12 protein-coding genes are annotated in these 12,864 nt (G+C 69.6%); 8 read left to right on the top strand and 4 right to left on the bottom strand.

The genetic code is table 11. From position 1 onward, the window contains the following. Positions 1-23 precede the first annotated feature (23 nt). On the bottom strand, positions 24-971 hold the full coding sequence (locus tag NAG42_RS06925) for a hypothetical protein (protein WP_250028864.1): 948 nt from the start codon (positions 969-971) through the stop codon (positions 24-26). A 106-nt stretch (positions 972-1,077) separates the two neighbouring features. Between NAG42_RS06925 and NAG42_RS06920 the strand changes: the two genes are divergently transcribed. Then, positions 1,078-3,069 carry a glycosyl hydrolase family 28-related protein gene (locus tag NAG42_RS06920; RefSeq protein WP_250028863.1) on the top strand — a complete coding sequence of 664 codons (1,992 nt, stop codon included), beginning with the start codon at positions 1,078-1,080 and terminating at the stop codon, positions 3,067-3,069. A 90-nt stretch (positions 3,070-3,159) separates the two neighbouring features. Further along, positions 3,160-4,047 carry an NAD-dependent epimerase/dehydratase family protein gene (locus NAG42_RS06915; RefSeq protein WP_250028862.1) on the top strand — a complete coding sequence of 296 codons (888 nt, stop codon included), beginning with the start codon at positions 3,160-3,162 and terminating at the stop codon, positions 4,045-4,047. Between the two features lie 197 nt (positions 4,048-4,244). Here NAG42_RS06915 and NAG42_RS06910 read toward each other — a convergent pair whose 3' ends face one another. Further along, a complete protein-coding gene (locus NAG42_RS06910; protein WP_250028861.1) occupies positions 4,245-4,895 on the bottom strand; it encodes a sensor histidine kinase in 651 nt (216 codons plus the stop codon). A 78-nt stretch (positions 4,896-4,973) separates the two neighbouring features. On the opposite strand from NAG42_RS06910, the gene NAG42_RS06905 reads away from it, so the two are divergent. Further along, positions 4,974-5,564 (top strand): response regulator, encoded by a 591-nt coding sequence (locus tag NAG42_RS06905; RefSeq protein WP_250028860.1) that lies wholly within the window; start codon positions 4,974-4,976, stop codon positions 5,562-5,564. 45 nt (positions 5,565-5,609) lie between these two features. On the opposite strand, the gene NAG42_RS06900 is transcribed toward NAG42_RS06905, so the two are convergent. Beyond that, positions 5,610-6,854 (bottom strand): Nramp family divalent metal transporter, encoded by a 1,245-nt coding sequence (locus NAG42_RS06900; RefSeq protein ID WP_250028859.1) that lies wholly within the window; start codon positions 6,852-6,854, stop codon positions 5,610-5,612. A 112-nt stretch (positions 6,855-6,966) separates the two neighbouring features. Here NAG42_RS06900 and NAG42_RS06895 point away from each other — a divergent pair, with 112 nt between their 5' ends. From NAG42_RS06895 to NAG42_RS06875, 5 genes are all read left to right on the top strand, one after another. Next, entirely contained in the window at positions 6,967-7,881 is a 915-nt protein-coding gene (locus NAG42_RS06895) for a manganese catalase (RefSeq protein WP_250028858.1), read from the top strand. A gap of 111 nt (positions 7,882-7,992) precedes the next feature. Continuing rightward, a complete protein-coding gene (locus tag NAG42_RS06890) occupies positions 7,993-8,544 on the top strand; it encodes a SigE family RNA polymerase sigma factor (RefSeq protein ID WP_250028857.1) in 552 nt (183 codons plus the stop codon). After that, positions 8,541-9,263: a hypothetical protein gene (locus NAG42_RS06885; protein ID WP_250028855.1), complete on the top strand. Its 723-nt coding sequence runs from the start codon at positions 8,541-8,543 to the stop codon at positions 9,261-9,263. The genes NAG42_RS06890 and NAG42_RS06885 overlap by 4 nt, the downstream gene beginning before the upstream one ends. Positions 9,264-9,328: 65 nt before the next feature. Continuing rightward, the gene (locus NAG42_RS06880) at positions 9,329-10,177 is read left to right on the top strand and encodes a hypothetical protein (RefSeq protein ID WP_250028854.1); all 849 of its coding nucleotides are present in this window, start codon (positions 9,329-9,331) and stop codon (positions 10,175-10,177) included. Between the two features lie 88 nt (positions 10,178-10,265). Further along, positions 10,266-12,137, top strand: coding sequence for a hypothetical protein (locus NAG42_RS06875; RefSeq protein WP_250028852.1), 1,872 nt, complete (start codon positions 10,266-10,268; stop codon positions 12,135-12,137). Here the strand turns inward: NAG42_RS06875 and NAG42_RS06870 are convergent. After that, on the bottom strand, positions 12,134-12,862 hold the full coding sequence (locus tag NAG42_RS06870; RefSeq protein WP_250028850.1) for a hypothetical protein: 729 nt from the start codon (positions 12,860-12,862) through the stop codon (positions 12,134-12,136). The genes NAG42_RS06875 and NAG42_RS06870 overlap by 4 nt on opposite strands. Between the last annotated feature and the right edge of the window lie 2 nt (positions 12,863-12,864).

Raw genomic sequence — 12,864 nt, 5'->3', positions numbered from 1 at the left:
AGAGAGCGACAGCTATGGATGTCTCAACGGTGAACGGTGGTCTGCCAGAGGCTGTCGGCCGTGGCGAGCAGGAGGGTGTCACCGCGGGCGGCCACGGCGACCGGCTCGGCCGGGGAGTCGCGCCGCTGGTCGCCGATCCACAGGCCACCGTCGACGACGACGCTCTGTCCATGGGTGACGGCCAGCGACCGTACGCCCTGTGGGGTGCCGGCAAAGGTCGCGGTCACCGTCCAGGTGCCGTCGTGCCGTCGCCAGACCGTGTCCGGGCCGGCCGCGACCACGTCGTCGCCGTCGCGGACCGCCCGTTGGATCTCGCCGTCCGGGGCGGGCGCGGGTGACCACGGCTGGGTCCAGGCGCCGCTGCCCACCACGAGCCACCGGCCGTCCGGCTGGGCGACGACGTCCCGGGCGGCGCTTCCGCCCTGACGCGATTCGCTCAGCGTGAAGGTCCGGCCGTCCGGGGAGAACCAGGCGGCCGCCCCGCTCGTGCGGTTGCCGGCGATCGCGAATCCGCCCGGCCCAGCGGAGATCGGCCCCACGTCGACGGCTTCATCACCCCCGTACGTCTCGAAGGGGGCCGCGTTCTCCGCCATGCGCCCATCGGAGAGCCGATGCCACGTGCTGACCCGGGGATTGCCGTGCGCCCCGCCCGGCGTCGCGCCGACCATGGCGGCCTCCCGGCCCGCGCAGGCAACGCTCCGGATCAGCTGGCGGGGGCCGTAGTAGCTGGTCGGCCGGGGGACAAAGGTGACCGGCCGCAACGGCGTGCCGGTCCACGCGGCCGGACGCGTCGACCCGTCCGCGAGCCTGATCCCGCCGACCACCCACCACTCGCCCCCGCAGTCGGCCACATCGCTGAGCACGACCGCACCGCCGGGCACGTCGATCCGGGCCCACTCGGGCTCTTGCGGCGGGTTGCTGCAAGCGGCGAGCAGCACCACGGCCAGCGTGAAAGAAACCGATCGCTTCACGTAAGCACCGAGCAATCTGCCGGAAACTTTGGACTGAACCTTGTGGACTACGTCACAGCAATCTTATGGTCACTGCCACGCTCCCTGCGAAGAGAAGAGTTCGTCGATGTTCCTGGAACTCAGGCGGCCCGTCGCCGTGGCCGTCATAGCGTTGAGTGCCGTCGCGGTCGTCCCCGCCGGTGCTGCCCAAGCCGCCTCCCCCGCCGCCGCGTCCCCGGCGGTGACCCGGGCCGGACTCGACCCCGCGCTCGTCGCCGGCCGCGGCGCCTCCGTCGCCTTCCTCGAGCAGGAGGCCGAGCGGGCCAAGACCACCGGCACGGTCATCGGTCCCGACCGCACCGCCTACACCCTGCCCGCCGAGGCGTCCGGCCGCTCCGCCGTCCGCCTCACCCCGGGCCAGTACGTCGAGTTCACGCTGCCCAAGGCGGCCAACGCGATCACCGTGCGCTACAGCATCCCCGACTCGGCCACCGGGGGCGGGCTGACCGCCCCGCTCGCCGTCCAGGCCGGACCGGCCCGCCGCACGATGACGCTCACCTCGCAGTACTCCTACCTCTACAACCAATATCCGTTCACCAACGACCCGAATGCCGACCTGCTGCACCCGGACTGGTGGATCACCGAGTGCGCCTGCGTCCCGGCCGCCACCACCCCGGCGCCGGTGATCAGCAAGCCGTTCCGGCCCAGCCACTTCTACGACGAGCAGCGCCTCCTGCTCGGCCGCACGGTCGCCGCGGGGGAGAAGGTGCGCCTGACCGCGTCGTCGGCCGTGCCGTGGACCGTGATCGACCTGCTCGACTCGGAGCAGGTCGGACTGCCGTACGTGAACCTGCGGGCGGCCAATGTGCTGGCGTTCGGCGCCGACCCGACCGGCCGGCGCGACGCGGCCCCCGCGTTCGACAAGGCCATCGCGTTCGCCCGGAAGGCCAAGCTCAAGGTCTACGTGCCCCCGGGTACCTTCCAGGTCAACCGGCACATCGTGGTCGACGACGTGACGATCGAGGGCGCCGGCAACTGGTACACGGTGATCAAGGGCCGTGAGGTCGCGCTGAGCACACCCGCACCGGACGGCTCGGTGCACACCGGCGTCGGCTTCTACGGCAAGTACGCCGAGGACGGCGGCAGCCGCAACGTCCACCTCTCCGGCTTCACCATCCAGGGCGACGTGCGCGAGCGCATCGACAAGGACCAGGTCAACGGGGTCGGCGGGGCGATGAGCGACTCGACGATCAAGGGCCTCTACATCCGCCACACCAAGGTCGGGCTCTGGTTCGACGGGCCGATGTCCAACGTACGGGTGGAGAACTCCATCGTCGTGGATCAGATCGCCGACGCCTTGAACTTCCACACCGGCGTCACCGGCTCGGTGGTGCGCAACAACTTCGTGCGCAACAGCGGCGACGACGGCCTGGCCATGTGGGCCGAGAAGACGACCAACGCCGGCAACACCTTCGACCGCAACACCGTGCAGACCCCGGTGCTGGCCAACGGCATCGCGATCTACGGCGGCACGGACAACACGGTCTCGAACAACCTGATCGCCGACCCGATCCGCGAGGGCAGTGCGATCCACGCCGGGTCCCGGTTCGGCGCCGAGCCGTTCGCCGGCACGCTCAAGATCACCGACAACACCACGGTGCGGGCGGGCACGTACGAGCTGAACTGGAACATCGGGCTCGGCGCGATCTGGATCTTCGCGCTCGACCGCAGCATCGACGCCGACATCCGGGTCACCGGCGACCACTACCTCGACAACACCTACAACGCGATCATGATGGTCTCGGACTGGCCGGTGAAGGATCTCTACTCGATCCCGAACGTCCACTTCAAGGACGTCAAGATCGACGGCACCGGTACGAGTGTGCTCAGTGCCCGGGTGGCCGGCGGCGCCGGCTTCGAGAACGTCGACGCCCGCAACGTCGGTGCGGTGCCGGTCAACAACTGCGGCTCGTTCGGCTTCACCCCGGCCGGCTCGGAGTTCACCGTGACCGACCGCGGCGGCAACGACGGCTGGCTCACGCCGTGGCTGCTGCCCAACACCATCACCTGTGACGACCGGCCGCCGGTGGTCGCCCCTCCGGCGCCCGCTCCCTGGTAGTCGCGGAGCCGTCCCGTCCGAACGATTCGGGCGGGACGGCTGTCCCTTGGTAGCCTTTTCCGCTGGGAGTCGTCAGTCGGGAGAGTTACGTTGAGTCACACGCTGCTGGTCACCGGTGGAGCCGGGTTCGTCGGGTCCGCCCTGATCAAGACCCTGCTGACGGACTACCCGGCGGCGGCGATCGTCTCGCTCGACAACTACTTCACGGGCGTACCGGAAAATCACGTCAACGATCCCCGGGTGACCTACCTCGACGGGTCGACGGCCGACCTGGCCAAGATCTGGGCCGACCGTGGTCTGCCCAGCCCCGAGATCGTCTTCCACCTCGGCGAGTACTCCCGGATCGTCACGTCGTTCGAGGACCACGACCTGACCTGGGATTACAACCTGCTCGGGACCAAAGAGGTGGTCAAGTTCGCGTCGGCCGCCGGCGCGAAGCTGATCTACGCCGGTTCCAGCTCGAAATTCGGCAACGACGGCCAGGACGAGAACCTCAACCCGTACGCGTGGACCAAGGCCAAGAACATCGAGTACATCAAGAACTACGCGAACTGGTACGGCCTGGACTACGCGATCACGTACTTCTACAACGTCTACGGTCCCGGCCAGATCACCAGCGGCAAATACGCCACCGTGATCGGCATCTTCGAGCACAAATACCTGCGCGGCGAGCCGCTGCCGGTGGTCTCACCCGGCACCCAGACCCGCGACTTCACCCACATCGACGACATCGTGCGCGGCATCGTCCTGGTCGCCCAGAAGGGCAGCGGCGACGGCTACCTGCTCGGCGCGGGTCACGAGTGGCCGATCCTCGACGTCGCCCAGATGTTCGGCGTGCCCTACGAGCTGACCCCGGCCCTGCGCGGCGAGCGCACCCGCGGCCAGGCCGACATCACCAAGGCCGCCGAGCTGGGCTGGCGACCTTCACGCCGTCTGGACGAATACGTGGCGGAATTCGTAGCGGCGAATCCGCGCTGACCCGGCGCAGCAACGGCACCGCCCAGACGACGACCAGGGCGAGGGCCAGGGCGGCGGCGACGACATCCGGCGTGCCGCGCCAGGCCAGGCCGACCAGCCACGGCGCGACGACGATCGTCCGGAACAGAAGTGCGATTCCCATGCCGGTCGGGTGCCCGGTCCCCTGACCCGACGGGGCCCGCCGTGGCCCTGTGGGGTCACCGCCGATAGCGGGGCAGCCTGACCTCCATGACCAGCCCGGCCGGCGTCACCGCGCGGGCCCGCAGTGTGCCGCCGTGCGACCCGGTCAGCTGGCGGACCACCCACAGGCCCAGGCCGCGGTCGTCCGGTGGCGGGCTCTGCCGGCTCATCGCCGTCCTCAGCTCCGGATTCGGGCCGCCCTGGTCGGCCACGGTCAGCCGCAGGCGGCGGCCGTGCAGGCGTGCGGCCAGCCGGATACGCCCGGGGGAGTGACGGACCGCGTTGCCGACCAGATTGATCAATATCTGCCGGGTGTGCAGCGGGTGCACCAGCCACCGCATGGCGGCCGGGCTGGCCCGGACGCTCAGCCGGTCGCCGGGCGCGGTGGCCGCCACGACCGGCAGCACCTCGTCGAGCGGCGCCGGCTCGACCGGCAGGCTGTGCAGCTCCTGGGCGACCGCGGCGGCCTGCCGCAACACCGACTCCGCGTGCGAGACGTGCTCGGTGGCGAGCTGGGACATCGCCGCCCGGCGCTCCGGCGAGGGCTGATCCTCGATGGCTCGCAGCAGGGCCGACAGCGTCGCCATCGGTGGCCGCAGCTCATGGCAGACGCTGCGCAACGCCAGCAGGGCGGGATCGGGTTCGGCCCGGCGCGGCCTCACGCGCATGACTCGCGTCCTTCCGGGAATCCGCGCGCCATGCGTGTGGGCATCCGAATTGCCATCGTCGACGACCACCCTCTCTTTGTGCGAGGACTCGAACTGCTGCTGCCCGAGGTGAGCAGTGGCCGGGCCACCGTGGTCGACAGCACCGGTGACGCCGCCGCGGCGGCCGGGATGGTCCGCCGCTGTGTGCCCGATCTGGTGATGGTCGACCTGCACATGCCACCCCCGGGCGGGGTGCGGGCGATCGCCGCCATCCGCCAGGAGGCACCTCGCGTCCGGGTCCTGGCCATGTCGGGTGACGACGACCCGGCGCCGGCGGTGCGGGCGCTGCGGGCCGGCGCCGAGGGCTTCCTGCCCAAGAGCAGCGAGCCGGCCGACCTGCTGCAACCACTGCTGGCCGCGCTGGACGGCTGGGTCGTGCTACCCGCCGAGCTGTTGCACGCCGTGATGGCCCAGAACCCGGGGCCGCGGCGGATCACCGTGCCACTGTCCGAAGAGGAACGCGACCTGCTCCAGCTGATCGCGGCCGGGGCGTCGACCACCGAGATGGCCACCAAGCTGCACGTGTCGGAGCGGACGGTGAAGCGGCAGACCGCCACCCTGCTGCGCAAACTGCGCGTCTCGACCCGCGCCGAGGCGGCCGCGCTGGCCGGCAGCGCCGGTCTGCTGTAAGTCGTCCCGGTCGGCATGGCGGGCGGGTTCCCGAGCCGGTCCGGCTCAAACGGCGAAGGTACGGACGATCAGGAACACGTTGAGCGCGATGATCAGACCAGCCGCCAGCACGGCGATCGCGGTCGTCACCGGGTGGTTGACCTCGTCTCCCATGATGTCCCGGCGCCGGGTCAGCCAGATCAGCGGCACCAGTGCGAACGGCACCCCGAACGAGAGCACGACCTGTGACCAGACCAAGGCGGTGGTGGGATCGGCCCCGACCACCAGGATCAGCATGGCCGGGGCCATGGTGATCAGGCGGCGCAGGGTCAACGGGACGGTGCGGCCGATGAACCCCTGCATCACCACCTGCCCGGCGTAGGTGCCGACGCTCGACGAGGCGAAACCCGAGGCCAGCAGCGCGATCGCGAAGGCCAGGGCGGCATACCGGTCGAGCGTGACGCCCAGGCCGGCGTGGATGCCCTCCAGCGTGTCGGTGCCCGGGATGCCGCTGCCGAAGAACAGCCGGGCCGCGATCGTGAGCATCACCAGGTTGACCAGGCCGGCCAGGGCCAGCGCGACCAGCGTGTCGATGCGCTGGCAGCGAAGCACCGTGCGCCGCTGGGCCGGGTCGGCGGCGTCCACGGCCCGCGACTTCGTCAGCGCGGAGTGCAGATAGATCACGTGCGGCATGACCGTCGCACCGAGAATGCCGGTGGCCAGCAGCAGGCTGTCGGTGCCGGACAGGGTCGGCACGAGCCCGCCCGCGATCCCGGCGACGTCGGTGCCGGCCCGCAGCGCGTCGTAGATGAAGCCGAGCAGGATCACCCCGAGCAGCCCGCCGATCACCGCCTCGAAACGCCGTACGCCCCGCTTCTGCAGACCGAGCAGCGCGAACGCCACCACACAGGTGATCAGGCCACCCGTCGGCAGCGGAATCCCGAAGATCAGATACAGCGCGAGCGCCCCGCCGATGATCTCGGCCAGGTCGGTCGCCATCGCGACGAGCTCGGCCTGCACCCACAACACCCGCGAGACCCGGCGGGACAGATGCTCGCGGCACAGCTCGGGCAGGTCGCGGCCGGTGACCACACCCAGCTTGGCCGAGAGCGACTGGATCAGCATCGCCATCAGGTTCGCCGCCACGATGACCCAGACCAGCTGATAACCGAAGGTGGCCCCGCCGGTGAAGTTGGTGGCGAAGTTCCCCGGGTCGGCATAGGCGATGGCCGCCACGAAGGCGGGCCCGAACCAGGGCGCGACCCGCGCGACCTGCCGCCGGATCGGAAGCGCGACATCGAGAACCACCATGGCCGTTCAAGTCCCCCCGTCGATGACCCGCACGGGCCACCGCCGGACCCGCCGGGGACAACACGACGGGTAGCTCAAGGGGTGTCCCGCTTCCGCGACATGGAGGATTTCGATGTTCAAGCACGTCGACTACCTGCAGTACCAGGCCAAGCCGGAGAAGCCGGACGCCTTCTTCGCCGCGAAACTCCAGGAACTCGTCGGCGGCCAGTTCGGCGAGATGACCGTGATGATGCAGTACCTGTGGCAGGGCTGGTCGTGCCGCGTGCCCGGCAAGTACAAGGACATGATCATGGACATCGCGACCGAGGAGATCGGTCACGTCGAGATGCTCACGACCATGCTGGCCCGTCTGCTCGAGGGCGGCCCGGCCGAGGCCACCGAGAAGGCCGCCGCGGCCAACCCGGTCCTGGCCGCCGTGCTCGGCGGGCAGAACCCGCAGCACTCGATCGTCACCGGCGGCGGCGCCATGCCGACCAACAGCCAGGGTGTGCCCTGGAACGCCGGCTACATCGTGGCCAGCGGCAACCTGCTGGCCGACTTCCGGTCGAACGTGTCGGCCGAGGCGCAGAGCCGCCTGCAGACCAGCCGGTGCTACAACATGACCGACGACCGCGGCGTCAAGGACATGCTGCAGTTCAACCTGGCCCGCGACACCTACCACCAGCAGCAGTGGCTGCTGGGCATCGAGCAGCTGATCGCCGACGGCTACACCGACTCGCCGATCGAGAACTCGAACGGCCAGGACGAGAAGGACTTCGCCCGGCGCACCTTCTACAGCTTCGACCCGGAGAGCCGGGCCGCCGAGGGCCGCTGGGCCCAGGGCGAGACCCTGCTGGGCGACAAGATCGAGTACGTCCCCGACGCCCAGCCCCTCACCGACGACAAGCCGCTGGGCCCGGCCCCCGACCCCAAGCTGTTCGTGACCTACGACGGCTCCCAGGGCAAGGGCAAGCCCGGCACCGGTGCCGGAGCACACGGCCAGGGCGTCGCCAACGTCGTCAACAAGATCAAGGGCGCTCTCGACTAGCTCCTCAGACCCACACGCGGCAAGGCCGGGCGGTCCATCCGCCCGGCCTTGCCGCGCTGATCGATGATGGGCGGCATGCAACCTGGCTGGAGAGCCGTTCGTCAACGGGGTGTGAGACGAGACAGAGGCTCGGGGCGGACCGAGCGAGACGAGCAGTTCCACGAATTCGTGGTCAGCCGGCGACCTCGGCTTCTGCACACGGCGACCCTGCTGACCGCGGGCGACACCCACCTGGCCGAAGACCTGGTCCAGGCGGCGCTCACGAAGCTCTATGTCGCCTGGCCGGCCTTTCAGCGGGCCGACAACCCGGACGGCTACGTCCGCCGGGTGCTGGTCAACGCGCTGATCGACGAGAAGCGGCGGGTCTGGCGGCACCGCGAGCGCAGCATGGCCGAGCTCCCGGACGTCGCGGGAACCGCACCCGGTGGGGCCGGTATCGCCGGCGAAGCCGTCAAGCAGGCACTGCGCGAGCTACCGCCCCGGATGCGGGCGGCCGTCGTGTTCCGCTACTTCTACGATCTCGACGTGGCAGCGACGGCGGACGCGCTCAGCTGCTCGGAGGGCAACGTCAAGAGCCAGACAGCGCGGGGTCTGGATCGTCTCCGAGCCGCCTTGCACGGCAGCGCCCGACCCACCTTTCTCAGCCAGGGAGCCACCCCATGAACGACCTGCGTGATCACTTCCACGAGATCGCCGGTCCGATCTCCACCCCCACCACCGACCAGGTCGAGGCCGACCTCACCCGCGGCCGCCGAGCCCTGCGCCGCCGCCGCGTGGTCCAGGCCTGCACCGGTTCCGCCTTCGGTGTCGCCGCGCTGGCCGCCGCCGTCGCGATCGCCACCAGTACGGGCACTCCGCCGGCCACCCCGGCCGACCGCACCGTGGCCGGCGCGACCACCGTCCAGCTCGTCGCCTACAAGGGTGAGCAGCCCCAGGGCTTCACCATCGACAAGGCCCCCGACGGCTGGTTCATCCAGTCCAGCGAACTCGGCTACCTGGTGCTGGCCCCCGACAAGGCCAAAAACCTGGACCCGAACGTCAACCCGTCCACCGAGCCCCTGGCCGACGTCGCCTCGTTCGAGAGCAAGATCGCGATCATGCTCGAGTCGAAGGACCAGAGCGGCCCGAGCCGCCCGGGCAAGACCGTCAAGGTCGGCGCCCAGCAGGGCACCCTGCTCAAAAGCCTGCGAGGCATGACCCCCGACGGCCCCGCCCCGACCGCCCCCGGCGGCGACACCGGCTGGGAACTCTGGATCAAGCAGCCGTCCGGCATCTACCTGATCGTCCAGGTCTGGCAGGGCGTAGGCCTGACCGAGTCCCAGATCGTCGAACTGGGCGCCGGTGTCCACGTCCACAAGAACGCCCAGCAGGGCGTCGGCTGACCCAGTCCAACCAGAACAGCCCGCGCCCTCCCGGTGCGGGCTGTTCGGCATTAAGTTCCAGACCCATGGCGTACGACGCGAGCGAGCGCGCCGGGGAACTGGTCGCGGCGGTGCGCGATGACCCATCGGCGCGGCTGAGGTTGGCGGCCGATTTTTATGAGCAGCGGGTCGGTGGGCACAGCATCAAGCCGTACCGGAGGGCCGAAGTCGCTTTCATGAAGTGGCAGCTCCGGTGTGGTGTGCTGCGGGCGGAGGGTGGAAGCCCTTGGTGGCGGGCGGTGAACGAATCACTGCTGCGGGACGCGACCGAGGCCGATCTGCTGTTCAACGGCGAAGTGGGCTCGTCCACGTGCCGCAGCGTCGATTTCTGGCTCGCCTTTCTGCGCTGGCCGTCCCCGGAGGCGTGGTACCGCGCACACAATTCGAGCATCGTCGCCGGCTATCTGCGGCACCGCGATCTGGTCGACGCCGAAGGGCCGCTCGAGCGCTTTTTCATGGACGTGGCTCTGCTCCGGGTTCTTTACGCGCACTGCCTTCTCGTACGGCCGAGGGTCGCGCTGGGGCGGCTGTCGATGCTCGGCGGGCTGCTCGGCGACCCCCGCCGTCGCGGCGCTGACCTGTTTCTCTCGCTCAAGGATGTGCTCCCCGACGCGTACCCGTTGGAAAAGGTCGGCATCGACAAGGTCCTGGCCGACGAGAACTATCTGTCGCGCATCATCGACTACGGCGTCATCGCGCCGCGGATCCCGCAGCTGTACGAGCACGCCGCCGACGATCTGGGCGAGCCCGGCCTGGCCGGTCTGTACCGCGACGAGTTCCCGGTCTATGCCTGGTCCTACGAGGAAAGGCACGTCTGGCGTACGGCTCGTTCGCCGTTCGCGATCGGGCTGGCTCGCGCGGTGACCCAGTTGTGATCCGGAAAGGCTTGATCATCGACGGATTCACATAGTTAATTCTCGTGCCGGTCGAGCGGGGGCTCGTCCGGAACGGGAAGGAAGATACGTGAGGAAAGCAGCAACATTGGCGTTGGTCGCCGGCCTGGGCGTGGTGCTCGGGATCCCCGGCGTCGCGTCGGCCGCCTGGCACCCCGACTCACCCACCCGGGTGATCTCGGGCTACACCGACGCCGCCAAGCCGGGCCAGGCGTTCCCGTCCGGCGACAGCGTCGACCTACCGCTCGGCACCCGGGTCGACGAGGCCGGAGTCACCCACACATCGCGCGTCTACGCCACCTTCGACCTGGCCGAATACGAGGGCGCGAAGGTCACCGGCGGCACGGTCTATGTGGAGGAGCGCAGCGCGGCCGACTGCACCAAGCGGTCGATCGAGCTCTGGCGCACCAAGCCGGTCACCACCGTCCCCACCTGGAAGAAGGCGCCGGAGGAACTGACCAAGCTGGACGAGATCCAGACCCCCGAATACTGCCCGCGCGCCACCATCAGCTTCGACGTCAGCGCCGGCATCGCCGAGGCCATCGCGGCCAAGCAGCGGCGGATCACCTTCGTCCTGCGCGTCTCAGCCGAGCACGAGACCGACCCCGCGTACGGTCGCACGCTGAACTGGTATCGCAACGTCCAGCTGTCCCTCTCCTACAACCACGCGCCCCAGGTCGACAACGCGCACCTCTACGGTGGTGGCTTTCCCTGTACGCAACTGAAGCCGTACCCGGTCCTGGGCGGACTCGCGGGCCGGATGCAGGCCGTGGTCAGCGACGCGGACGAGGGCGAACAGCTCAAGACCGAGTTCGCGGTGTGGCCGGTCGGCAGCCCCGACGACCGCACCGTCTACACGAACGAGTACGCCCGGGCCGGCCTGGCCCAGGCCACCGCCGGCTCCTTGGTGGACAACCAGGCGTACGGGTGGCAGATGCGCGTCGGCGACGGCACCGAGACCTCGGCCTGGTCGAAGAAGTGCTTCTTCAAGTACGACGGCACCCGGCCCTCAGCGCCCACGGTCACCTCGACCACCCACAACGCCGGCAGCTGGGGCCCGGTCGGCGTGAACCCGACGTTCGTCTTCGACGGGCACAAGGACAAGGACATCGCCGGCTTCGAATACTCGTGGACCGGCCTGCCCGTGCCCACCTGCGACAGCGGTGACGTCGGCCAGCTCGTGTGCCAGGACCCGTTCGCGCGGGCCAACACGGTGAAGGCGGACGTCCCCGGCGGCAAGGCCACGGTCACCCTGAACCCCGGACAGACCGGCCCGCTGCAGCTCTATGTGCGAGCGCTGGACAAGGCCGGCAACGGCTCGGCCCAGACCCAGATCATGATCCTCGTCGCCCGCAACGAGCCGTCGGTCACCGAGGAGAACGGCCCGCCGAAGTGGAACCAGGAAGTCGTCCTGAAGATCACCCCCGCGGCCGGGATGACCGGTGTCGAGGAATACGAGATCGAGCGCCGCGGGAACGGATACACCGAGACCCGGAGCGCTGACGCGAACGGGGTGGCCTATTACAGCTTTCAGGCGACCAACCCGTACGGCGAGAATGTGACCATCCGCAGCCGGAGCTCCAACGGTTTCCTTTCGGCCCCCACGAACTACCAGGCCACTTTCCCGCCCGGCCCGGGCGTCGAGTCCGACGTCTACCCCCAGTATTCGCCCGAGCCGACCGGCGGAGTCGGCGTCGAGGGCACATTCACCTTCACCCCACCGCCGGGCTGGCACGAGGTAGCCAAATACCGCTACATCTTCGACGGCGACTGGGACGTCACCGACCGCCTGGAGATCGACGCGGACGCCGACGGCAAAGCCACACTCCAGTGGACGCCGAGTACCCCGGGTTCGCACTCGGTGGACGTCTACGCGGTCAAACCCGACGGCACCCAGAGCGAATACAACACCTATTACTCATTCCAGGTAGCCGGCTCCTAAAGGGAGTCGTGCGCGGCCCGCAAAGCCGCCGCCCGACCCTGATCGGCACTGACCCGCCACCGGCTGATCTCCTTGATCGCCGCGTCCAGCCGGAGCTCAAGCTCCCCCAGACGCTGATCAACCGCCATGCCGGTGGCGGGCAGGCCGCCGAGGTTCAGCTCGATCCGCTCCTCGCCGACAGATCGAGCGGCCCGCTCGATCGTCCGAGTCAGGGCCGGCCCCCGAGCGTGCAGCTCGGTGATCAACTCATCCCGCCGCCGCCGCGCGAACTCGGCCTCATGCCAGCTCTCGCTGCCCTTGACCGTCTGCGCCTTCACCATCGTCGCGATGTCCCGGCGGGTCTGTTCACAGCCGCGCAGAGCTTTGTCGCAGGCCCGCACGGCCTCCAGCCGCGCCCGGAAACCGGGATCGTCCCGAGCCAGCATCGGCTCGAGGAGCCCGTCCACCCGCTCGGCGTACTTGGCGTACTTCGCCTCGGCATCAGCCAGCACCTTCTCGGCCGCCTTACGAGCGTCCCGGGCCCGCCGATAGCGCTGAGTCCGCCCGTCGTCGGCGCTGAACAGCCCACCCAGCACCCGATCGCGCCAGTCAGTGCCCCCGGTCGAGTCGCTCAGCGCCCGCTCGGCCTCCTCAAAATCCCGCCGAGCCCCCGCCAGCTCTCGCCGAGCCGCCCGCAACAACACAAGGTGAGGCGCCAGCAGAGTGCGGTCCCGATCGCTCAGCACCA

Source organism: Paractinoplanes maris, from assembly GCF_023544465.1.
GTDB lineage: Bacteria > Actinomycetota > Actinomycetes > Mycobacteriales > Micromonosporaceae > Actinoplanes > Actinoplanes maris.
Note: the sequence above shows the minus strand (reverse complement) of the source record. Positions and strands in the feature narration are given on the sequence as shown.